This is a genomic window from Eximiradius proteiniborus, assembly GCF_058546985.1.
The window spans coordinates 2,278,908-2,304,688 of the sequence record NZ_CM178592.1 but is presented as its reverse complement, the minus strand read 5'-3'; the positions used below and the strand labels follow the sequence as shown (position 1 = coordinate 2,304,688).

General features: G+C 40.0%; 8 protein-coding genes. 4 read left to right on the top strand and 4 right to left on the bottom strand.

Features of this window, described 5'->3' with window-relative positions; all coding sequences use genetic code 11:
• Positions 1–9 precede the first annotated feature (9 nt).
• Positions 10–16,842 carry an MBG domain-containing protein gene (locus ACY2LT_RS09435; protein WP_491815359.1) on the bottom strand — a complete coding sequence of 5,611 codons (16,833 nt, stop codon included), beginning with the start codon at positions 16,840–16,842 and terminating at the stop codon, positions 10–12.
• A gap of 389 nt (positions 16,843–17,231) precedes the next feature.
• On the opposite strand from ACY2LT_RS09435, the gene glmS reads away from it, so the two are divergent.
• A complete protein-coding gene (gene glmS / locus ACY2LT_RS09430; RefSeq protein WP_491816788.1) occupies positions 17,232–19,064 on the top strand; it encodes a glutamine--fructose-6-phosphate transaminase (isomerizing) in 1,833 nt (610 codons plus the stop codon).
• A 9-nt stretch (positions 19,065–19,073) separates the two neighbouring features.
• Positions 19,074–20,324 (top strand): NupC/NupG family nucleoside CNT transporter, encoded by a 1,251-nt coding sequence (locus tag ACY2LT_RS09425; RefSeq protein ID WP_491815358.1) that lies wholly within the window; start codon positions 19,074–19,076, stop codon positions 20,322–20,324.
• On the opposite strand, the gene ACY2LT_RS09420 is transcribed toward ACY2LT_RS09425, so the two are convergent.
• Complete coding sequence (locus ACY2LT_RS09420) at positions 20,325–20,885, bottom strand: tetratricopeptide repeat protein (RefSeq protein ID WP_491815356.1); 561 nt, start codon at positions 20,883–20,885, stop codon at positions 20,325–20,327. It abuts the gene before it with no gap.
• A 160-nt stretch (positions 20,886–21,045) separates the two neighbouring features.
• On the opposite strand from ACY2LT_RS09420, the gene ACY2LT_RS09415 reads away from it, so the two are divergent.
• Together ACY2LT_RS09415 and ACY2LT_RS09410 are read left to right on the top strand one after the other, a co-directional pair.
• Positions 21,046–21,888, top strand: a complete 843-nt coding sequence (locus ACY2LT_RS09415; RefSeq protein ID WP_491815355.1) for a uracil-DNA glycosylase — start codon at positions 21,046–21,048, stop codon at positions 21,886–21,888.
• A gap of 1 nt (position 21,889) precedes the next feature.
• Entirely contained in the window at positions 21,890–22,909 is a 1,020-nt protein-coding gene (locus tag ACY2LT_RS09410) for a D-alanine--D-alanine ligase (protein WP_491815354.1), read from the top strand.
• A 47-nt stretch (positions 22,910–22,956) separates the two neighbouring features.
• Here the strand turns inward: ACY2LT_RS09410 and hutI are convergent, their stop codons facing one another.
• Both hutI and dnaB read right to left on the bottom strand, forming a co-directional pair.
• Positions 22,957–24,207, bottom strand: a complete 1,251-nt coding sequence (gene hutI, locus ACY2LT_RS09405) for an imidazolonepropionase (protein WP_491815353.1) — start codon at positions 24,205–24,207, stop codon at positions 22,957–22,959.
• 19 nt (positions 24,208–24,226) lie between these two features.
• On the bottom strand, positions 24,227–25,657 hold the full coding sequence (dnaB, locus tag ACY2LT_RS09400) for a replicative DNA helicase (protein WP_491815352.1): 1,431 nt from the start codon (positions 25,655–25,657) through the stop codon (positions 24,227–24,229).
• Positions 25,658–25,781 lie beyond the last annotated feature (124 nt).

Below are 25,781 nucleotides of genomic sequence, written 5' to 3'. Positions count from 1 at the left end.
GCATATGCGTTATGGCATAATCACTATGCGTTGGTCAATGTACTCTGAACCGTTGTGAACTCGTAAGTTGTATACTCCTGCCGGCAGAACTCCTGCTGCATTCTGTACCGAAAGCACTACTTCGTTTCTACCTGCCGGAAGTTCCATTACTCGTGTGAATACTCGTTCGCCTACTGAATTGTATAGTTCGAATGTGTATGCATTTGCATTTCCACCAATTACATCCAAATACATCTCGTTCGATACCGGGTTCGGTGCTACGCGGCTTACATCAAATGTTGTTCCGCTGATTACCTCATCTTCGAATGCTTCCTTTAGCTTGGTCTTAACTGTCTTGTTGTTATCTGCACCTAACGTTGTATTGTATACTCTCGATGATACGTTTGAACCAATCTGGTTGTAGCCGTATGCAATGATGCGGAATAAAGTATTGCTTGGCACATTAATTATCGAGAATGATGTTACACTGCCATCGCTTACTACTCTACCATTGCCAAGAACAGGAGCAAATGTCCAATCTGAGTTTGCACCATAGCTGTTTCCATTGACTGGGTTCTGTGTAGGTGAGCCACCGCCTTGGATTGCGAGGAACAATCTAAACATACCTGTTGCAGTCGGAGTAGTTGGTGGTGTTATACTAGCGACGCTGATAGATGTCTTGGATGAAGAAAGTGTGAACGATGGTTGTTGAGTTGGGGTTGCAGCAATTAATGTAAGAGTTGCAGCATTTGAGTTTTGACTACCGCAGTTGTTTGTTATAACAGCTCTGTACTGGTAGCCATCCATTGATGCTGTTACACTGTTTAGCGTGAGCGTCGAAGATGTTTCACCAGCGATATCATTCCAACCGTTTCCGTCGTTTTCCTGCCACTGATATGAGAGTGTGCCGCCAGTTGCTGAAACGGTGAATGTAGCGTTAGAACCTTCAACTACTGATGTATTTTGTGGCTGAGCAGTAATAGTTGGCAATGCATTAACTGTTATAGCTAATGTCTGAGCAGTTCCGTTGCCACAAGAGTTCGATGGTGTAACAGATAATGTGCCACTTGTTGCGTTTGCAGCAAAGTTCAATGTTACTTCATTTGTTCCTTGACCACTTGCAACTGTAACATTATTACCACTATATGACCAAGTATAGGTTACGCCCGGAACATTTGTAACTGAGTAAGTTACTCCATTTGTTCCGGCACATACTGTTGTATTTCCTGTAATTGCACCTGGCTGAGCAGGAACATTATTAACAGTAAGTGTTACAGTGTTTGATGTAACAATTGATGGACAGTTATTCGATACTACTACGTAGTATTGACCTGCATCTGAAAGTTGCACTGGTGAGATTGTAAGCGAGCTTGATGTGCTAAGAACAGTTGGATTGCCTTGCTTATACCAAGCATATTGTGGATTTGTACCAGTAGCTACCACGCTAAATGTTGCGTTTCCACCTACACAAGCAGTCTGATCCTGTGGTTGTGTGCTAATAGAAACATTATTGCAAACATCAGAAATATTTACAGTATAATTACTCGATGTACCGGTGCAACCATTATTATCAGTATATGTAACAGTAACGATATAATTACCAGCAGTGCTCCAGACAAATGAAGGAGATGAAGTGTTGCCATTTGTAATAGTAGGATTGCCTTGTGCTGTCCAAATGTAGTTGATTTTATTTATTTCAGTATTAAGAGTAATTGCAACACCCACCTGACTGCTTGTAGGACCACTGATAGTAGGCACAGGAAGCGGATAAACAGTTAAGGCTCCATTTACGAAGGAATAATTATAATTATTATCACTTCCTCCAGATAAAGTTATCGGATAAGTGCCAGCAGGTGAATTAACATCAGCAGTTGTATTGATATTTGGTAATTGATCCAATACAGATTCATTCTCAGCATAAACGAAACCAGTTACTGAATAAGTCAAGTTTGGATTTGGTGAACCTTGACATTTAGATTTGTCGTCAGCAGTAAATGTAAGAGTAGCCTTATTAATTGTAAGAGTTCCATTTTGAGGAGTAAACGTATAGTTTGGAGCCGAAAGATCGTTCAAATCAACAGTAATGCTGTATGTTCCGACATCTTCACCATTTTGGCGGCTAAGTATCGGGGAACCAGTAACATTGGCATTATTGACATCTTCACCACCGACAAAACCGGTAATTGAATATGTAAATACAGGGTCTGATTGTCCATAAGTTTTAGATTTATTGTCTGCTGTAACAGTAAGCTGAGCCTTATTGATAGTAACGGTAGCAATTGCTGCTGCACTTACACAATTAGAAACAGTTTGAGTAACATAATAGGTATAAGTGCCTGCATCTTTGTGAGTATGGTTGAAAGTATTACCAGTGAAGACAAGATTAGTTAATCCGGCATCTGAATACCACTTGAATATGGCACCTGACTGACCAGAAGCCGTCAATGCAGGAGCATAAGTGCCAGAATAAGTATGAACGACTGGTGAAACAGATGGAGCAGCAGGTATAGGATTGACGGTCATCACAATTGAGTTAGAAGAAGCTGTCTGAGTTGTTACACAAGTTAAACTTGAAGTCATTTCAACAGTTACAACATCATTGTTTTGTGGTATGTAAGTATATGTAGGTTGATTATTACCAACATTGTTTCCATTGACTTTCCATTGATATGAAGGAGTAGCACCGCCGTTAGTCGGAGTAGCTGTAAAGGTAACAGGATTGCCGGCACAAGTTGGGTTTGATCCTGAGCTTATTGCAATAGAAACTGATGGTATTGCATTGTTTGTTACATTAACAACGGCATCATTTGATTGAACAGATGAACAATTGTTAGATACAACAACATAATACAGACCTGCATCAGCAATTTGAATGTTGTTCAGAACAAGTGTAGAATTGGTGCTTAGAACAACAGCACTGCCTTGCTTATACCAAGCGTATTCCGGGTTTGTGCCGGTTGCAGTAACAGAAAGAGTAACATTAGATCCTTCGCAAACAGTTTGGCTTGCTGTTGGCTGCTGAGTAATAGCAACATTTATGCAAGAAACACCAACGCCAACTTGATAAACAGTAGGTTGAGCAGGTTGGCACCCATTCTGGTCAGTATATGTAACAGTTACATTTTTAACACCAGTGGTAGCCCAGCTAACAGTAATTTGATAACCATTATTGACAGAAATTGTTCCACCGTCAACATTCCAAGTGTAATTGCTCATATTTTGTTCGGTTTCAAGTGTAATATCTACACCAGTTGTTGTAATATTAGTCCCAGAAATTGTAGGAACTGGTAACGGATAAACTGTAACTGAAGTTGGAGAAGCAGTTGAAGCAGAACAATTAGTTGAAGTATTCGAAACAGTTACAGAATAACTACCTGTTTGGTTAACAGTAAGTTCTCTATCGTTAGCATTTGCAATCGGTGAACCATCTTTGTACCATTGATAAGTAATATTTGCGGCTGTTGGTTCAGCTGCGGTAAGAGTAACATTACCACCGGAGCAGAAAGATGTCGGACCATTAGATGATATGCTTGCATTTGGCAGTGGATTAACTGTAACAGTTGCTGTAGATGACGTCTGAGCAAGTCCACAGCCACCGTTTACAACTACACGGAACTGATGAGTTCCGGAGGAAAGACCAGAAATACTAATATTGTTTGTTCCTAAATTAGTATATACTGCGTTTGCAGGAGTTCCATCAGCTGCATTAACCCAATTTGAACCGTTATAATACTGCCAAGTGTAAGAAAGTGGTAAAGTGCCAGTTGCAGTAAAAGACAGATTAGCTACTGAACCCTGACAAATAGTAACGTTTTGCGGGCTTTGAGTAATATCTGTATTAGGATTAACTGTAAGAGTAGCAACGTTAGAAACTGTTGCATTTACTCCATTATAGCAATTGTTAGAGATAACAACTCTATATTGCCATCCGTTCATTGAAAGTAAGGTAGAATTAATTGAAAGGGTGTTAGTTGTTGCACCGCTGTAAGTGGCATCGTTAGTTATATCTGCCCAGCTACTGCCAGAATTGACCTGCCATTGATAAGTAGTTGAAAATCCACCATTGGCATTCACAGTCAGAGTAGCAGGCAATCCAACACATACAGCAGTATTTTGTGGATGCTGATTAACTGTAATTGGTATATTGGAATTGTATGATGCAGGAGTGCCCGAAACCATTGCATTACCTGCTTCATCGTAAATAGATGTATTGTTTATTGCATCAACGTTTAATAATTCATTTCCAGTGAAGGAACCACTCCATATTAAAGTCATTGTTGAAGTAGATGAACCAGCAGGTGGAACAGGATTTAAATAGAAACCAGAAACATTTGCTCCTGAACCTGTTCGGCTAACGGAAAACTTACTATCTGATAATGTACCTGTAGCATCAGCATTGCCATAAACCGGTTCTGTGAAATTAATAGTAACAACTGAGTTACTGCAATTTAGTGAAATTGAAGAAATATCAGGTGGAGTTACGTCTTTGATAAGATTAATGGTTGCTTCACCAATATTTCCTGCTGCATCAATATGGCGAATTGTTGCAGTGAACGAACCTTCAGGTAATAATGAGAAGCCACCCACTTGATTTGCCAACATACCACTTGTAAACGCAACAAAAGTAGCTCCATCAGCAGATGCTGTTGTATTGCCTACATTTGCTTCAGTAACATTGAAGGTAATCTGACGGTTATTGACTTTTGTTCCACTTGAAGGAGTAAGTATTGAAACAACAGGTTGAGTTTTGTCGAAAGTAACGCTACTTGAGTTTGTTGTCGTTGTTACTGTACTGCCTGGATTGCCTGCCGTATTCTCATAGTTTATCGCAAATGTTACCAAGCCCTCGTTCATCCCTGCTGTCATTACTGCCTTCGCTGTCCAGTTCGCTCCACTGCCTGCTATTGTAGCCGCTACTCCATTGATTGTTGCAGTTACATTCTGCAATGCCTCCGAACCTACTATCGTTATCGTTACCTCATCGCCTACCTTCGCATACGACGTATTCGCATTGTTCGATGCTATACCTACACTTGTCAATGTCGGTGTGTTCAAATTAATATTAAATTTATCTGCTGCATCTGTTTGTGCCATCACGTTACCTGCTACGTCCTTACCGCCTGTTACTCTTATGTCTATATCCGATAATATCAAACCATTGTTCGTTACATTATATGTTGCTACATACGTTGTAGCATTGCTCCATAATCCACTCGCATAACTTAACGATGTCGGGTTCTCTACTGGGAAGGTTATCGTCGGCGCTACGCCTCCGTCCATATCCTCATTAAATACTACTGTTATCGTAAATGTTCCTGTGCCTACATACGCACCGTTTATCGTTGCCGGAGATGCTGTAATGCTCGCTACTGTCGGAATTGTTACATCTTTATTAAAGTTGCGGGTGATTATTGTTTGATTGCCTGCTAGATCTGTATTCTCTAATTCTACTGTAAAGGATGAACCATCTGCTACATTTGCCCAGCCGTCTATCGTCGATATTTGCGAACCAGATACAAATGCTGTAAATGTTCCAGCCGGTGTGCTATTGCTTACTCTTGCACGGGTTGTTCCTAAGTGTGTATCATTGGCTGTATAGGTCAATGCCTGGCTGCCGTTTACTTTTGTATTCTCAGCCGGTGCTGTAATTGTCAGAACAGGTTGAGTTTTGTCGAAAGTAACACTACTTGAGTTCGTTGTCGTTGTTACTGTACTGCCTGGATTGCCTGCCGTATTCTCATAGTTTATCGCAAATGTTACCAAGCCCTCGTTCATCCCTGCTGTCATTACTGCCTTCGCTGTCCAGTTCGCTCCACTGCCTGCTATTGTAGCCGCTACTCCATTGATTGTTGCAGTTACATTCTGCAATGCTTCCGAACCTACTATCGTTATCGTTACCTCATCGCCTACCTTCGCATACGACGTATTCGCATTGTTCGATGCTATACCTACACTTGTCAATGTCGGTGTGTTCAAATTAATATTAAATTTATCTGCTGCATCTGTTTGTGCCATCACGTTACCTGCTACGTCCTTACCGCCTGTTACTCTTATGTCTATATCCGATAATATCAAACCATTGTTCGTTACATTATATGTTGCTACATACGTTGTAGCATTGCTCCATAATCCACTCGCATAACTTAACGATGTCGGGTTCTCTGCGGGGAAGGTTATCACCGGCGCTACACCTGCGTCCATATCCTCATTAAATACTACTGTTATCGTAAATGTTCCTGTGCCTACATACGCACCGTTTATCGTTGCCGGAGATGCTGTAATGCTCGCTACTGTCGGAATTGTTACATCTTTATTAAAGTTGCGGGTGATTATTGTTTGATTGCCTGCTAGATCTGTATTCTCTAATTCTACTGTAAAGGATGAACCATCTGCTACATTTGCCCAGCCGTCTATCGTCGATATTTGCGAACCAGATACAAATGCTGTAAATGTTCCAGCCGGTGTGCTATTGCTTACTCTTGCACGGGTTGTTCCTAAGTGTGTATCATTGGCTGTATAGGTCAATGCCTGGCTGCCGTTTACTTTTGTATTCTCAGCCGGTGCTGTAATTGTCAGAACAGGTTGAGTTTTGTCGAAAGTAACACTACTTGAGTTCGTTGTCGTTGTTACTGTACTGCCTGGATTGCCTGCCGTATTCTCATAGTTTATCGCAAATGTTACCAAGCCCTCGTTCATCCCTGCTGTCATTACTGCCTTCGCTGTCCAGTTCGCTCCACTGCCTGCTATTGTAGCTGCTACTCCATTGATTGTTGCAGTTACATTCTGCAATGCTTCCGAACCTACTATCGTTATCGTTACCTCATCGCCTACCTTCGCATACGACGTATTCGCATTGTTCGATGCTATACCTACACTTGTCAATGTCGGTGTGTTCAAATTAATATTAAATTTATCTGCTGCATCTGTTTGTGCCATCACGTTACCTGCTACGTCCTTACCGCCTGTTACTCTTATGTCTATATCCGATAATATCAAACCATTGTTCGTTACATTATATGTTGCTACATACGTTGTAGCATTGCTCCATAATCCACTCGCATAACTTAACGATGTCGGGTTCTCTGCGGGGAAGGTTATCACCGGCGCTACACCTGCGTCCATATCCTCATTAAATACTACTGTTATTGTGAATGTTCCTGTACCTACATACGTTCCGTTTATCGTTGTCGGAGATGCTGTAATGCTCGCTACTGAAGGTATTGAATTATCTATTGTAAACAACGGAGAAACACCGTTAGCAGTAGGATTTAATTGATTAAGTGCGTAATCAGTAATTGTGGTATTATTTACAGTTATTCCAATGGTGCCGTCACCAGTAACTATAGAAGAACTTCCAAGAGTAACAGTATAATTAGATGGTGTATTTTGTGTTACGGTAATGCTTGGGTTATTGACTGTTCCAGTTGTGTTCAATGTTACTTTTGAGTTGTCAAATCCAGTAACAGGTTCGCTGAAAACAACAGTAAATGAAACGACATCGTCGTTTGTTATATAATTACTGCCATTTGTTACCGGGTTGCGGGTAATAGACTGAACTTCCGGAGCGATATTATCAACAGTGAAAGCATTATTTAATGATGCATTTCCAGTGAAATTATTATTATCAGTTGCAGATACTGTAATATTCATAGTGGTATTACCAGCCCCAACATTATAAGTGTAAGTGTATAAATATGGGTTGGCAATAGTTCCAGTACCGGAAACGCTTTGATAAACAGGATAATATGTATTTGAAGATTGGTCGGTAAGAACAACATCAGGATTGCCTTGAATACCGCTAACCTCAACAATATTGAAAGTGATAGTAACAACGTCGCCTTGCTTTTTCCAAACCTGACCGTTTGAAACACCGTTTACAGCAATATTGGAAATAGTTGGGGCGCTGCGGTCCGGAAGTGTTTTTGGAGTTGTAGATTGATTGAGTGCATCATTTCCGGCAATATCAAATACTTCGCTATTTTTAAGAGGAATATTGATTGTTTCAACACCTGTTGGAGCAGCATTTGTAGTAAAGAATACTCTTGCCTGAGTAGCTCCGGCAAGAAGTGGGCTAGCAAAAGCAGGGTTAGAGTTATTTGGTTGTGTTACGTGTGTAATCGTTGCGGAGGTAACTGCACCATCGCTGCCAGTAACAATTATTGGAGTATCAAAATCCGAAACAGTTAAAGCACCGGTGCCGTTTGCGTTTGTATATACACCTTCATTAAATGTAATATCAACGAAAAATCTATTAGTAGCACCAGAACCGACAGTAACATTACCAGCTGCAGTGATGGATGGCTTCACACGGTCTACAACAACAAATGAACCAGAACTCAAAGTGGTGTATGTAGGTCCAGGGTTACTTGCCTGGTCTGTATAGCTTGAAACATTGATTGCAGCAGAGCCATCAGCAGCAGGTACAGTTTCTGAAACAGTTAATGTTGCAGTGTAGTCTGTTGTTGGTGCAACTCCGGTGAGATTTGCAGAAGATCCGCCAATTGTAACAGTTGGTTGAGTGATCGGTTTAGAAGCTTGAAGAGTAAGAGTAATTACCTCACCAATTTTAGCATACTTTGTTCCACCGACTTCGTTTCCACTTGTTGCAATTGTGCGTGTTGGAATTGACGGAGCGGATACATCATAAATTCGGGTTAATGTATTGGAAGCTGTATTTAGATTGCCGGGACAATCGTTTGCAACATTTTCCGGTATATCAAGGATGATTGAACCTTCTGAAGAAGGAGTAACAGTAAATGTCCATGTGATATTATCAGAAGTTGTAAAATCAGAAATTGTAGCATTTGCTGTGCCTGTTTTTACGATATCGGTTTGCGCAAAACCATCTACCTGCTCACTGAAAGTAACAGTTACGCTATATGGAGCATTAACATAAGTTGTCGAAGCAGAAGACAGAGCGACAGAAGGTCTAACATTGTCCACAGTAATAGAGTTAATACCAGTTGCAGCCTGATTGGTATTTCCAGCAAGGTCTGATGCAGAAATACTAATGTTACAAACAAGAGCATTAAGGTTGTCGTTTGGAATAGTCCAGGTGTAAGTCCAGACTTTGTTGGTTGATTTGGTCATATTTACATTTGTAATATCGCTACCATTTCCAGCGCCATTTGTAATTGTAATTTTTGGAGGAATAGTTTCATTAATAGTGTTTGTTTCAGTAAATGTAGCTGTAATTGTAAGAGTTCCATCGGAATTGCGAACACAGTTTGTATTTGAAAGGTTATTGGATAAGACAACAGTTGGCTGTGTATTATCAACAATGTATGAAGTAACTCCGGTTGGGACTTGATTGGAGTTGCCGGCAACATCTGTTGCGGAAACGCTTATATTGCAGGTGAAGTCTCCGTTTGGAACTGTCCAGTCGTAATACCATTCTGTATTGGATGTCTTGCTCATTGAAGCATTTACAATATCATTTCCGGTGCCATTGCCATTAGTAATAGAAATTGTAGGTACAGTAGATTCTGAAATTGGCGAAACATCTGTAAATGTTGCAATAATTTTGACAACTGAACCTTGTTTTACTTCTTGTCTGTTAGAAATATTATTGGAAAGCACAACGGAAGGACCAATATTATCGATTGTAAACACAGCACTTTCCTGAGATGCAGTATTTCCGGCATTATCAACAGCAGTCAAACGGATTTTTGTGGCATTAGTATTGATATTTGGCACATTCCAAGCGAATGGACTGGTATTTGCAAGATTGCTCTGAATTGTATTCCAGTTGGTGCCATCAAAATATTCGAGAGTGATTGGAGTTGAAGCAAGTCCACTACCACCATCAGTAATATTTCCGACAGTCCATTCTATATTATGCGAACCGGTTGCCCAAATTGTAGAAGCATCCGGAGCAGTGATAGTGCCAGCAGAAATAGAAGGAAGAGTTTTGTCGAATACAATTTGCAATGAACCACCGGTAAGATCGGCGTGAGTAAATGTAGCAGCATTACCAGCCTGATCAATTACTCCAATAGATAAGTTCATAGCACCTTCAGTTTCTGTGCCATCGGTTGTATAAGTTAATGTATATGTTGTGTTAAATCCGGCATTCGGGCTAACAGTCAAAGTTTTGCCACCGATTGTTGCAGTATTGACAGCAACAGGTTCATTAGTTACTAAATTCACTGTGATTTGCTCACCAGTGCGAGCCCAGCGATCATTACCGAATTGTGTTGTATTGGTAAGTGTAGTAACAGCAGGAGGAGCTTTATCAACAGTTACAGAAGATGCATCAGTTGTAGCCAAGACGGTCGAAGTATTTCCAGCAAGGTCTGTAGCGGTTAAGTTGAAAGCAACCAAACCATCGGTATCATTTGTATGAACAATATAAGCAATTTCCCAAGTATTTCCGCTTGGATTAGTAATTGTTGGAGTATTTGTAACAGCATTTCCACCACTTGTTATTGAATTAGCAGTAACGCCTGTAAGAGTTTCATCAGAAACCAAAGTAATTTTCACCTGATCGCCTATTAATGCTTTATTTGTTTGAGTAGTATTATTTGATACGATAGAAACAGGAGAAATAACAGGCGATTTTGTATCGGTATAGACGGCAGTGTTGCCGTGAGTTGTCGGAACAACATTATTAGCTTCGTTGCCTGCTTCATCTATTCCGTAAATAGTAATAGTTTCCGGGGTTGCACCAACAGCAGCGACATCATTAACAATAGTACGGGTATATCTATAAGTGTTGCCAGAAACCAAAGTAGCAAGAGCGGCAGTAACATCGTTTGCAGAACCTTCGGCATTAATTGTAACTGAAGGAGCAGAAGCGAGGGCCTCGTTAGCAACAATTTTAATGTAGTAAGTGCCAGCTTTCAAGCGAGGATTTGCCCCAAGTGAAGTAGTTAAATTCAAATCAGAGAAGTATTCAACTGTGAATGAAGGAGCAGAGCAATCAATGTATCCAAGTTTAGCAGTGGTTGTGCCGGCAGTAATGTAGTTAGAAACAGCAGGATTACCTGTTTCCGGATGATCCGATTCACCTAACTGAGCAGTAACACTGTTTCCTGCAAGGTCTGTAGCGGTAATAGTAATGCGTTCGCGTTTAGTTCCATCAGTATTTGGATCATTTACAAAAGTGCGGTTAATTCTGAAATTGTTACCACCGACAGCGGTAGCGGTAACATTATTGACATCGTTTGAAGAACCTTGTGAATTAATAGATATAACCGGAGCAGAAGCAAGAGGTTTTGAAGAAGTAATTCTCAGATAAGCAGCATTGCTTGTGCTAAATTTTGCATTGTCTATATATGGGACTGTGAGTGCAGTATTATAGAAATATTGTAATGCAAATGTTGGTTTGACACCATCAATCACAATTGCTTTTTGACCAGCGATAGAATTTGCTCCGCCAACTGCCGGGAGAGTAAGCACAGTAACAGGGTTGCCATCAATATCAGTAATAACGGCTGTGCCGGTTAATGATAAGGAACCTGTTGAAACATAATCTAAATCAGAATTATAGTCGTCTTCCTGAACTACGTAAACTAAATCAATGTAGTTTTTACCATCTACAATAGACTGAGCAGTATTAGTTGTAGCATATCTATCAGTGGTTCCGGTTTCGAGCTGAAGTTGAAGAGTGCCATCACCAGGATTGAAAGCAACGACTTTATTGAAAGTAACTCTAACATTAATGTTCGAGCCAATTCCGTAGGTGCCGTTAACGTTTGTAACAGTAACATTTTGGACAGTAGCTGCGTTGGCATTTTTGGTTTCTGTGTCCTGACCTGCATTAGATAAGTTACCTGCAGCATCGCGAAGAGTTACTGTAGCCGTAATAGTTCCATCGTCAAGGGTCGAAAGATCTAAGCCGGTGATAGTAACAGGCGAAACGGAAATAGCCTGATCAGCCTGGCTAATGGTATTTGTTCCATCGCTGATTGAATAATTGTATGTAGCAATATCACCACCACCGTGAGTAAAGCTCAATGAAACATTTGTTACATTTGTTAAATTAATTGTATTGCCGTTATTCAAGGTAACAACAGGAGCGTTTGGAGCAACAATATCAACAGCAAGAGGAGTAGCGAAAGTGCTGCCATTTGTAGTGTTTCCGGCAATATCAGTAAGAACAACACGGAAATCAATATTAACACCTGAAGCCCAGCCGTCGAGTTCTTCTAAATCAATATTTGCAGAGCCAGAGCGAGCTACAGTCAGCGTCTTTGTGCTATTTATTTCAGAATTTAAGATTGTATTTGTTAATGCACCGACGTTTACAAATTGATTTGTACCAACACGAGCTTGCAAAACTGCATTACCACCTTCTAAAGTTGCATCGTTAGGTATATCAACTACAACACTCACACCGGTATTGGTATTATTGAAATAGTTTGATACGATTGTGCCACCGGTAGCAGTGCGAGAAGCGATATTAGCGGAAGCAGGAGCAGTTTGGTCTATGGTAATAGTAGTTGCAGCAGCAGTGCCAGCAGTTTGGTTGCCTGCTTTATCAGTAAGCACTGCACGGAATTTAAATACATCACCATCAGCAAAGCCAGCGAGTGCTTCGAAAGTAGCATCAGTAATTGTCATAACTTTATTAGTGTTCAAATCAGAGTTTTGAATTGTGTAAGCAGAGCCAAGATTGAGTGGTGTTGCAAAATTATCCCGACTTGCCTGAAGCTGGATTGTACCATCCACAAGCGAAGCGTCGTTTGGAACCGGAACGGTTAATTCCAAGCCAGTATTAGTAGAATTCCAATATCCGGCAACGATTGTTCCACCAGTTGTAACAACAGAAGAAATCTGGGAATTGGCAGGAACAGTGTTATCAATTGTAACGCTCGAGGAATTTGTGGTAGCGGTAACCTGATTGCCGGGGTTGCCATAAATATCAGAGTAATCTATAGTAAATGTGATTAAACCGTCCTGATCACTTGCGTGAACAGTTACAGTTGCAGTCCAACTTGTAGGACCACCGGCGATATTAACGGCGTTTGTCAGAGTAGTATTGTTGCTTTTGAAAACTACAGTCGGGCTTTGAATATCAGAAGGAGCAACGATTGATAAAGTAACAACATTACCAGATTTTGCAAGATTATTAACAGCATTATTAGAAGTAATTTCTACAGTTGAAAGAGCCGGAGCGGTTTCATCACGTTTTACAGAGGAAGAAGCACTACCTTGAGTTGAATTGCCAGCGGCATCTGTTGTAACAGCACGGAAACGAATGAATTTGTCTTCCTGAACAAGAGCAGTAAATTGAGCATCTGTAAGGGTCTTGGTAATATTAGTTCCCTGCTGACCATTAGTGATATTATGAGTAGGAATATCTGTAAGATTTGTCCAACTGGAAGGATTAGATGTAAATGCGTCGTCATCTGCTGTTTGATATTGAACTATAAAGTTACCACCAACAAGAGAAACATCGTTTGCAAGAGGAATTGTGAGCTGGACACCATTGTTAGTTGAATTGTAGCTATTGGCAACGATAGTGCCGTTCAAAGCAGTAAATTGAACTGCATTCTGCACTGGAGCAGTGTTGTCAATGCTGAAAGTATTGGTAGTGAGCACAAAAGGAGTTGCAGAATTACCCGCTGCATCAGTTGCTGTTACACGAATACGGACGTTAGGATAATCGCCGGAAGGAACTGTATAGGTATATGAATAAGAATAGGGATCGCCTATAGTGCCGCTACCTGAACGACTTGTGAAAGTAGCAAAAGAACCGGCACCAATTGCGGAACCATCATTTTGCAAGATTTCTACGTTAGGATTGACACCAGTGGTAAATCCACCAACTTCGGTTACAAAGAAAGTAATAGTAACAGTTGAATTTTCTTTTACAAATGTAGCACCGTTATCACTTACAAGATAAATTTGAGGAGGAGTTTGGTCGCGAAGAGGTTTTGCACCGGTAGTTTGAGAAGCTTGCATTGCATTGCCAGCAACATCGTAAATAGAGCTTGCACCAGCAGGAGTAATGGTTACAGTTTCACCTCCGTTTGGCGTGCCAGTAACATTAAAGAAAACACGGACAGTAGTTTCTCCACCGGAAAGAGCAGTTGCGGCAGAATAATCTGAACTATTGGCTTGCCTGATGCCTACAATTGTTGCCCCTGTAGCTGTACCATCTGTTCCAGCCGAAAAAGCAAGGCTGAAGTCCGAAGCAATCAGAGCACCTGTGCCATCGTTATCAGAATAGACCGGCTCGCTGAAAGTAATATCGATGAAGTCAGTTGCACCGTTAGAAGCTGCCCCAACATTAGACGAAGAGGAGAAAGTCGGGAGTGTGATATCTCTGAGTGTCGAAGAAGACTCAGTGCCATTAGTTGAATTGCCAGCGGCATCTGTTGTAACAGCACGGAAACGAATATATTTGCCTTCTGTCACTAAATTTTCGAATTCTGCAGAAGTAAGATCTTTATTAATAGTAGTGTTTGGTTCGCCACTCTGGATAGAATGAGTTGGGATTACAGTTACATCAGCCCAAGCGGAAGCATTCGAAGTAAATGCGGCATCGTCTGCAGTCTGGAATTGAACTTTGAAGTTGCCACCTACAAGAGAAGCATCATTATCAAGTGTAACAGATACTCTAAAACCAGTGTTAGTTTTGTTATAGTAGCCAGCTCTGACAGTTCCGTTCAGAGCAGTAACTGTTGGAGCACTCTGTGTTGGTGCAGTGTTGTCAATATAGAATTTATGCGTTGTAGTTCCTTCCGCATCAGAGAATGTATTTCCAGCATAGTCAACTACTTTACGTTCGACGTAATATGTTGCATTGCCTGAAGAAATGCTCAATGAATAAGACCAGTTTGCCCAATCATTAGAAGTAGTAGCATCAACCCAGGTTTGATTAGTTGCTGTTGTCCAGTCATTGCCATCCCAGTAATAATCACCAGCATCAAATGAACCATCTGAGTCGTTATCAATCCAAACAGCGACCTGAACAGATTGAACACCAGAATTTGGGGTTCCGGCATCAGAAGCAGTTCCGGCAATTTGAGTGATTGATTTCTGATAAGAGTTGTTAGCAGGCGAAGAAACTGTTGCAGATGGATTAGTATGGTCAACAAGGTATGTTTCACCGGTAGTATAGCTTGAGCTTGAAGTATTGTTTGCGGCATCTGTTACAGAACCGGTGAAATTGAGTTTAATTTCGGCATTTAGTCCGGTAACATCAGCAGTAACGTCATATAAATCGTGTGGATCGTTAGCAACTGTTGGTGAGACAGTTGAAATCGAAGCACCAGTTATATCACCAGAAACTGCGGCTAATGCGAAATCACCAGATGTAACACTTGCATTTGTAACAGGTTCGCTAAACTGAACACGCCAGGTAACGGAATTAACGTTAGTTTTCTGGGAAGCAGGTGTTTGCTTAGCGATTGAGGTAACAGTGGGACGCACACCATCAATAACGATAGCCTTTTGACCAGCAATAGAGGAAGCACCACCGACAGCAGGCAATGTAAGAACTGCATCGTTTCCGGCAGCATCTTTGATTGTTGCATCGCCGAGCAAAGTAAATGCATTTGTGGCTGTATAATCAAGATCTGCAGAAACGTCACCTTCCTGAACAGTATAAGTTAAATCAAGAGTGGTAGTATTTGTTTGAGAAGAGTTTGAGGTAGCAAATCTATCTGTTGCTCCTGTTTCAAGTTCAATTTGCATACTACCACTGTTGGGAGTAAACGTAACTGGTTCGCTAAAAGTTATGCGAACGTTGATAGCAGAACCAATGCCATAAGTACCATCTGACGTTTGAGAACTGACAGAGGTAACAGTAGCAGTTTGTCTATCAATAGTGAATACATTATTTTCTGTATGTGCAGCGGAGAGAGCAACACCGGCGGCACTTGTAAAATCAGTAGGAACGGTAACCCCAACATTTGCTGCATACTGATTAGAAGGAGCACTTACAGTATAAACAAGGGTATAGGTTGTATTGGTTGAATTCCAGTAGCCATAATTGAAAGTGAGAGTAGTGCTGACATCTGTTGAAAAAGTAACAGTGCCAATAGCTGTTGGGTCCATTTCTTCACTAAAAGTAACGGCGATAGAGAATGCATTACCAGCCTTGTTCAAAACAGTTGGAGTTGCAACAACACTTGATACAGTAGGAGCAGCAGGGACAGCAGCTGTAGTGAACTCTTGCCAGGCTGAAGCTGCACTAATTGTATTAGCATTGTATGAGCGAAGTCTCCATTCATATTGAGTGCCTGCAGAGAGTCCAACAACTACATAAGAATTGACATAACCAATATCCAGAAGATCGTAGCTTGTGAGAATAGCACCGTTTTTAATACGAACATCAAGATAATAGCCTAAGGCACCGGCTGCGTGAGTCCAGGATATATTAGCTGAATTATTTGTGAGAGTGCCATTTGTCAAACCTGACGGAGGCAACAAATTAACAGTAGAAATATTGCGAGGATTTAAAGTTGTTCCAGCGGAAGTCATATAATAGGCAGTTGTGCCATAATAATTATACTCAAACACGTGAAACGAATACTCGTGCCCGGCCGTTAGACCGGTAACAGTTAAAGTTCTCGAAGAACTTGTGAGCAAACCAACTACCTTGTAGTTAGAAAGAGTTGCATCGACTGCGGGAGCAAGAGAGAAATCAGTATTTGCAGTATATTCGCTGTTCAAATTATTCAAATAGATTCTGACAGCGGTCCAGTCGGGTGCACCATTAGCAGTAGCATCATAAGCTACCACTATACGGCGATTGCCATTGCCATTAATCCAGGCAAGGGATAATGAAGACGATTGAACATTTGTTGCAGCGATATAGCGTGCTTGTGCTGTCGGTGACTGAGCAAAAGACGGAGCGACACCGGATAAATACACAAAAGCACATAATAAAAGGAATAGAGACTTTTTCATAAGAATCTCCTGAAAATTTATTAAATATTAGAAAATTCGACACTTAGATAGACAAAAGCAATCATATTATGTAATTAATTGAAAAATAATAAACAATAATTGTATAAATGTATGAAAAATAAAAATATTTTACAAGTTAATTAATAATTTTGTGTTTTTATTTAATAATAAGCATAAGTGTTAGATTGTTAAATATGGAAATCATCATTTCTATATTTTATGTTATTTCTATTTACATTATTAAGAGTAAATCAATTGCTTAATTCAAGAGGTTTAATGAAATTACAGTTTTTATAAAAAAATGAGCATAAAACAAATTATTAAGTTTGAACATAATAAATTGCTATATTTGTTAAGTTATATTGTGTAGTTTGAAAAAAAGGTTAAATATGTGCGGAATAGTTGGATATATTGGAGAACGTCAGGCTGTAGATGTATTGGTGAATGGACTGAAAAGGTTGGAGTATCGAGGTTACGATAGTGCTGGGTTAAGTATTATTGATGATGATGCATTAATAACTTACAAGAAGCAAGGAAAAGTTGCAGATTTAGAGACTTTACTCGAAGGAAAAAATCACAAAAGCAGTATTGGGATAGCTCACACACGTTGGGCTACACACGGTGCTCCAAGCGATGTAAATGCACATCCACATAGAGATAACAGCGGACGAATTTCAATTGTGCACAATGGAATAATTGAAAACTATGGATTGTTGAAAAAAGCACTAATCAAGCGAGGTTATTCATTTCATACGGAAACAGATACAGAAGTGCTTGCTGTATTAATTGGTGCATTTTATGAACAAACAAACAATTTAGAATTATCTGTCAGAAAAGCGTTGTCGGAGGTTGTTGGAACGTTTGGTTTGCTGGTGTTATCATTAGACGAGCCAGATAAAATCATAGCTGCCCGGAGAGGTAGCCCGATGGTGCTTGGAATTGGAGACGGAGAATATATTGTAGCAAGTGACGCAACAGCAATTATTCAATACACAAAGCAAGTCATTTATCTTTCGGACAATGAAATGGCAATTGTTTGTAAAGATAATTTTGCAACAAAGACAATAGATAATATCGAGACAAATAATCAAATTCATCAAATAGAATTCGATTTGGAGGAACTTGAAAAAGGTGGATTTGAACACTTTATGCTGAAAGAAATACACGAGCAACCGTACACAATTCAAAATGCGTACAAAGGACGTTTAATAGCAGACAAAGGAAATGTGAAGCTCGGAGGATTGCGAAATGTAGCCGAAAAGCTACGAAATGCAAAGCGAATAATATTTACAGCTTGCGGAACCTCGTGGCATTCGGCATTGGTGGGTGAATATATGTTTGAGCAACTGGCAGGCATTCCAGTAGAGGTAGAATACGCATCGGAATTTCGCTATCGCAATCCTGTGCTATATCCCGATGATATTGTTTTTGCAATTTCGCAAAGTGGCGAGACAGCAGACACACTTGCAGCAGTATATGAAGCAAAGCAGAAAGGCTGCACAGTGCTTGGAATAGTGAACGTGGTAGGAAGTTCCATTGCACGTGAAACAGAGGCCGGGATTTACATTCACGCAGGACCAGAAATCGGGGTTGCCTCGACAAAGGCATTTACATCGCAGGTAATGGTGCTTGCATTGGTGGCACTATATCTCGGAAGAATGAAAAATCTTTCGCAGCTTGATGGCAAACGCATTGCAAATGAAATCATGCAATTGCCTGATAAAATAACACAAATATTAGGACATTGCGAAGACATAAAGCAAATTGCGAAGAAATATATATATGCCAAAAACATACTTTATTTAGGACGCGGTTATAATTTCCCGGTTGCATTGGAAGGTGCGTTGAAATTAAAGGAAATATCATACATTCACGCAGAAGGATACCCAGCCGCGGAGATGAAGCACGGACCGATAGCGTTGATAGACGAGAATATGCCGGTTGTTTTTATTGCGACAAAAGATGAAATTTATCATAAAATACTTTCAAATATTGAGGAAGTGCGTGCCCGCGGAGGAAAAGTAATAGCCATTGCAACAGAGGGAGACACACAAATCAAGCAATTCGCAAATGATGTATTTTATATTCCGGAAACTTTACCTATGCTTACACCAATTCTATCGGTTGTTCCGTTGCAATTGCTGGCATATTTCTTTGCAAAAGAATTGGGACGCCCAATCGACCAACCTCGAAATTTAGCAAAAAGTGTAACAGTTGAATAGGAATTATTTATGCTACTACAGAAATTAATAGCAGTATTCGGGATGCTACTGATAATGTTCATTGTTTGGATAATGAGCGAGAAAAAAAGACAATTCCCGTGGAGAATTGTATTGTGGGGAGTAGCATTACAATTTATAATCGGCGCGATAGTGCTGAATTTTCCTGCTGGCGTAGCATTTTTCAAATGGTTCGGCGACCAAGTAGCAATATTTCTTGGATACAGCAATAAGGCGGCTGAATTTTTATTTGGAAATGTTATTAATCCAAATTTCGCAACTACTTTTGGCTTTCAGTTTGCAGTAGTGGTTTCGGTAACAATAATATTTTTCTCGTCGTTTGTTTCGTTGCTATACCATTTTGGGGTAATGCAAAAAATTGTGCAAGGAATGGCTTGGGTAATGATGAAAACAATGGGAACAAGCGGGATAGAATCACTTTCGGGTTCTGCAAATGTATTTATGGGGCAAACTGAAGCACCGCTACTTATCAGACATTATATCCCGACAGCGACACGCTCTGAAATTAATTCAATAATGGTCTGTGGATTTGCAACGATAGCGGGTGGAGTGATGGCGGCGTTTGTGCAGATGGGCATATCGGCAACGATTTTGATAACTGCATCATTGATTTCTGTTCCGGGTGGATTGTATCTTTCGAAAATTGCGATTCCACCGCAAGATGGAACAAAAACGATGGAAGACATCAAAAAAGTGGATATTCCGAAGTCGGAAAGTGCACTTGTAGCAATAACAAATGGTGCTTCTGACGGTATGAAACTGGCGCTTAACATTATGGCAATGCTTATTGCATTTATAGCTTTAATTGCAGTAATTGACGCTTTTATGGGATTTATAAGTGCACAGTTAGTTCATACTGGAATATCCTGGTTTCCGAGCAGTTTGAGAGAACTTTTGGGAGTAGTATTTCAGCCTTTTGCATATTTGGTAGGAATACCAGCCGAAGAAGCAAAAGTATTCGGAAGTCTTGTAGGAACAAAAGTGAGCATCAATGAATTCATCGCTTATTCTGATTTGTCGGTGCTAATTCGCAATGGTGCAATAAGCGAACGCACAGCTAAATTAGCAGCTTTTGCACTGTGTGGTTTTGCAAATTTCAGTTCAATTGCAATTCAAATTGGCGGAATTGGAAGTATGGCACCGGAACGTAGAAACGAGATAGCCCAGCTTGGGTTGAGAGCAATGATTATTGGTGCACTTACAAATATTATGACAACAATTATTGCAAGTATATTAATTTAGCTATTTCTTTATTGCATCGCAATCAGCAAGTTTTATATATTTCGATTTAGGATATTCCCGACGAAGCTGACGAAACAAACGGTCAGCTTCTGTTTTTTTGTTTTCAATACAATAAACCTGCCCAAGGCGCACGAGTGATTTTTCTTTAATATCGTCAAATAGTTCATCTAATGAAAGGATGTCTGTCAATAGTTTTTTTGCCGGTTCGAACATATTTTTAGCAATGTAGCATTCGGAAGAATAATAAAGAAGAATTTGATAGTCTTTTGCTTGCTTATTGGTATTGGTTAGAAGACGAGCAAAGATTTCGCAAGCTTCATTGACTTTGCCATCGTGATAAAGGTCAATGGCTTGCTTTAGTTCATCGTTCATCGCTTGAACGCTTTTAGTCATTTCCTTTGGTGGAGAATAGTTGATATCAATAAAAGTTGTGTCGGAGAAGCGATTTTTTGTTTCGACAGGGAGTGATTTGCCTTTTGGTGAAGACTGATTACGAGCCCCAACAGGAGTGCAAGCAGCGAAGATTAATAGTGAAAGCAAAAAATAAGTAAAATTTTTCAAAGAGTAACTCCTTCTTTGAAAGAAAAATATATTTAAATATAGTAAATATATTGAATTCAGCAAAAACAATATTGTAATGAATAATTCACAAAACACACAAAATTGTATTTTTGAAGCGTTGAAAAAAATCTTAATTTGCAAAATAAATATAAAGCATACTATGCATAAAGATATTTTCGACAAAATTATCGTATATTTTGAGGGAATACGCCAGCAAACGGGCGAATATATCTATTTTGAGGAAATGCCGAAGCAATACGAAGCGGTTCCGGTGCCACCCACAACTAAAACTGAAAATCAGGCAAGCAAAAAACCACAGGAAAGCATAATTAAAATGGAAGAGAAAAAATCTGAGGAAATCAAACAATCTATACAAGTAAGTGTCGCACCGACCTTACTGGACGAGAAAGTTTTGCCTGATTGGGACAGAGCGAAATCATTAGATGAGTTGTATAATAAAATAAAAGATTGTCAGAAATGCCCTCTTGGGATGACACGCACAAAGTTTGTTTTTGGCGAGGGCAATCCAGATGCAGATATAATGGTAATTGGGGAAGCACCGGGTGCAGACGAGGATATGCAGGGACGTCCATTTGTAGGAAGAGCAGGGCAATTGCTGACAAAAATATTAGAATCGGTTGGTTTTGAAAGAAAGGACGTTTTCATCGGAAACATAAACAAGTGCCGTCCTCCCGGAAACAGGGTTCCGGCAAAAAACGAAGTAGAAGCCTGCGAACCATTTCTTCTGAAGCAAATCGAGCTTATCAGACCAAAGTTTATTTTGGCACTTGGACTAACAGCAGCGAACACGCTATTAAAATCAAACTATAAAATGGGTGATATAAGAGGCAAGTTATTCGATTATAATGGAATTCAAACTTTAGTTACATATCATCCAGCTGCATTATTACGCAATCCTAACTGGAAGAAACCAGTTTGGGAAGATATGAAATTATTAAGAAAATTGTATGATGAATCAATAGAAAAATCTAAAAAGGAGTAAAATGAGAATAGCAGTATTGTTTGGTGGTATTTCTACCGAAAGGAATGTATCAATAAGCGGTGGTCGAGCCGTTGTAGAAGCATTACGCAGCCTTGGTTATGATGTTGTCCCTGTGGACCCTGCTTTTGGGAAAGACGGACAAATAAAAGCTGAAGAGCACATAAACAACGTTAATCATTTTAATACATTGGATGAACTAAAGATATTTTCCCCAAAGTCAATTATTGAGTGCATAAATTCAGAGATATTCGACAATATCGATTGTGCGTTTATCGTGCTTCACGGAAAATATGGAGAAGATGGAATAATACAGTCGTTGCTTGAATTGAGGGGAATTCCATACACTGGCAGTGGAGTAAAAGCAAATGCAATTTCTATTGACAAAGCTACAACAAAAAATTTAATGCTTGTTGCCGGAATACCTGTTCCGGCTGGCACTCTTGTTACTCCTGAAACAGCAGATGAATTTGAAGTAATAAAGGAAATCAGGAACGAATTTGGAAATGAACTTGTGATTAAGCCGAATGACCAAGGTTCAACGATAGGTTTGACAATAGTGAGAGATGGGAATTTAGATGAGATAGCGCGTGGGATTGCGGAGGCGGGAAAATACTGCCGTGATGTGCTTATCGAGCAATATATAGATGGGCGTGAAATAACTGTTGGAATTGTCGGAGACGAGGCTTTGCCTGTGATAGAAATAATTCCAGAAAGCGGATTTTATGATTATGAACATAAATATACAAAAGGCAAGACGCAATATGTTTGCCCGGCAGAAATTGATGAAGATATAGCTGAATTTGTTAAAGGACTATCGATTACAGCACACAACGTTTTAGGATGTAGCGGATTTAGTCGTGTTGATTTTCGATTAACAGATGAGGGGCAACCATATTTTCTGGAAATAAATACAGTTCCGGGATTTACTGCAACTTCGTTAGTACCGAAAGCGGCAAAGCAAATTGGAATAGAATTTCCTGAACTTTGCGAAAGAATAATAAAGCTCGCTTTGGAAAAATAAATAACAAAAAAATAAGACGAATAAAAAAGTAGTCTGAACAATTAAGTTCAGACTACTTTTTTTCCATTTACAAAAACGCTTTGAATGTGATTAATTCCGAAATGATAGAACAAGTCGGTATATGAGGAAACATCTGCAATGAGCAAATCTGCTTGCTTACCAATTTCCAGACTTCCGACCTGTGAGCTCAGGCAAAGAGCAGCAGCAGCATTTAAAGTAGCAGCTGTAAGAGCTTCTTCGGCAGTCATTTTCATATTTATCACAGCAAGCGAAAGAATCATTTGCATATTTTCGGTAAAGCAGGAGCCGGGGTTGCAATCAGTAGCAAGAGCAACAATCGCGCCGCTTTCAATTAATTTTCGGGCTGGAGCATACGGCAGACGAGTAAAATATGCAGTTCCGGGCAACAAGGTTGCAACTGTTCCAGCATTTTTTAAAGCATCAATTCCGCTATCAGAAATAAAAAGCAAATGGTCGGCAGATATAGCTCCGAGTTCGGCAGCAAGTTCAGCAGCCGCAACGTTTGCGAGTTCGTCGGCGTGTGCTTTGATTTTCAGTCCTAATTCTTTGGCACGTTGGAAAATTTTCCGTCCTTGTTTGGTAGTATAGTAGCCTTCATCAACAAAAGCATCACAGAAGGAAGCAAGTTTCTTCTGTGCAACAAGAGGAAGCATTTCGTTGCATATCAAATCTACATAGGCATCGCGGTTATTTGCATATTCGGGCGGGAAATCGTGAGCCCCAAGAAATGTAGAAACAATGTTTTGATGAGCAGTTTTTTTCAAAACAGCAATAGCTTCGAGCTGACGAATTTCGGAATCAAGCGAGAGCCCGTAACCGCTTTTGATTTCGACAGTTGTAGTTCCGTGTTGAAGAGCGGAATTGGCAAGTTTCATACCATTTTCAACAAGTTGGTTTAAACTTGCTTCGCGAGTTGCTTTCATTGTGGTTAGAATGCCACCACCTTCCTTTGCGATTTGTTGGTAGGTAACTCCACGGAGCCGGCGAGCAAATTCAGATGAGCGGTTCCCTGCAAAAACAAAATGAGTATGCGAATCAACAAATCCCGGAAGAACAGTTTTTCCTAAGGCATCAATTGTGTGTTGAATTTGAATATTATTATTGAAAATAAAACGTAAAGCATCATCAGTTGTTCCGACAAACAGAATTTTCTCCTGGAAAATGATAGCGCCGTTTTGAATTTCGCCAATATTGGACATTTCTTCGCCGCATTTGAATGGTTTACCGTTGGCGTTTATTGTAACAAGCGAAGAGATATTTTTTATTAAAGTAGCCATTTATAGTTCCTTGCAATTATTAGAAATCAGAAACATCAACATCCTGTTGATAAGGAGGTTCTTCATATTGATAAGCAAGATTGCCGAATTGAGCAAAATCTTTGACAAAAGCAAGGCGTTTGACACCAGTAGGACCGTTACGTTGCTTTCCGATAATGATTTCGGCAGTATTTTCGGTTGGTGCCCCATCTTCGTATTTCATAATTTTATAAACTTCCGGACGGTTAATGAACATTACCACGTCGGCATCTTGTTCGATTGAACCGGACTCACGTAGGTCGCTAAGCATAGGACGCTTGTCGGCGCGATTTTCAACCAAACGATTGAGCTGAGCAAGAGCAATTATTGGGATATCGAGTTCTTTTGCCAGATTTTTCAAAGATTGTGAAATAATCGAGATTTCACGTTCTCTGCTTTCTGCTTTTGGTGGATGGATTAATTGCAAATAATCTACAACCAATAATTTAATATTGTGTTCATATTTCAAGCGTCTGGCTTTAGCCCGAAGCTCCATAATAGGCAACCCGGCGGTATCGTCGATAAAAAGTGGAGCATCAGCAAGTTTTCCCAAAGCCGAAATAATTTTTGCATTTTCTTCGGAGGAAATTCTACCGGTGCGAAGTTTTTGCTGATTAATTTGAGCTTCGGCAGAAATCAATCTAAGGACAAGCTGGATAGCAGTCATTTCGAGGGAAAAGAAGGCAACCGGCAATTTTTCGCCAACAACAATATTGCGAACCATAGAAAGGGCAAAGGCTGTTTTACCCATTGACGGACGGGCAGCAATAATAATCAAATCTGAATTCTGCAATCCACCAAGCATTTGGTCAAGTTCGATAAATCCAGTTGGCAAACCGCTAAGCCCATCGTTTGAGCGGTGAGAAAGCCGGACAATCATCTCATAAGCTTGATGGGCAAGAGTTTTCATAGAAGTATAGTTTTTATGAAGTAGCTTTTCGGCGATAGAGAAGATTTGAGCTTCGGCAGAATCAATTTCTTCGAGAGCGTCAGTTGCTTCGCTGTAGGCATTTTTCAGGATATTGCCAGCAACTTCAATTAATCTACGTTTCAGGTATTTTTCCTGAACAATTCGGGTGTGATTATCAATTAGTGCTGCGGTTGGGGTTAGAGAGCTAATTTCTGAAAGATACTGAATGCCTCCGACTTCGTCGAGCACGCCTCGACTTTTAAGATGCTCTTTGAGAGAAATTAGGTCGCCGTTGAGCCCCTTCTCGTTTAAATTAATCAAAGCTTCGTAGATAATTTTGTGACGGGGGTCGAAGAAAGAATTAGGTTCAAGCAAAGATTGAGCGCGAGAGATAGCTTCGCGGCTCAGCATCATTGCACCCAGCACAGCAATTTCAGCTTCACGGGAATGAGGAGGAATATTTGCACTTATTAAATTTGGGGCTTCGTCCAATTTCTTTATGTTTCTTCTTTTTGCTTCCATCTTTTTCTATTTGATAATTTTCAATAGCAAAAATATTAATTATGAGTTAATAATTGGGCTTAAAATTATAAAATAATTGTGAACATAGTTTTCCACATCTAAATTATATTTGGAATAATACAAA

What these genes read in the sequence shown, in the direction of transcription:
- ACY2LT_RS09435 (WP_491815359.1), bottom strand. Translation starts at nt 16,842, where the DNA reads ATGAAAAAGTCTCTATTCCTTTTATTATGTGCTTTTGTGTATTTATCC.
- glmS (WP_491816788.1), top strand. Translation starts at nt 17,232, where the DNA reads ATGTGCGGAATAGTTGGATATATTGGAGAACGTCAGGCTGTAGATGTA.
- ACY2LT_RS09425 (WP_491815358.1), top strand. Translation starts at nt 19,074, where the DNA reads ATGCTACTACAGAAATTAATAGCAGTATTCGGGATGCTACTGATAATG.
- ACY2LT_RS09415 (WP_491815355.1), top strand. Translation starts at nt 21,046, where the DNA reads ATGCATAAAGATATTTTCGACAAAATTATCGTATATTTTGAGGGAATA.
- ACY2LT_RS09410 (WP_491815354.1), top strand. Translation starts at nt 21,890, where the DNA reads ATGAGAATAGCAGTATTGTTTGGTGGTATTTCTACCGAAAGGAATGTA.
- hutI (WP_491815353.1), bottom strand. Translation starts at nt 24,207, where the DNA reads ATGGCTACTTTAATAAAAAATATCTCTTCGCTTGTTACAATAAACGCC.
- dnaB (WP_491815352.1), bottom strand. Translation starts at nt 25,657, where the DNA reads ATGGAAGCAAAAAGAAGAAACATAAAGAAATTGGACGAAGCCCCAAAT.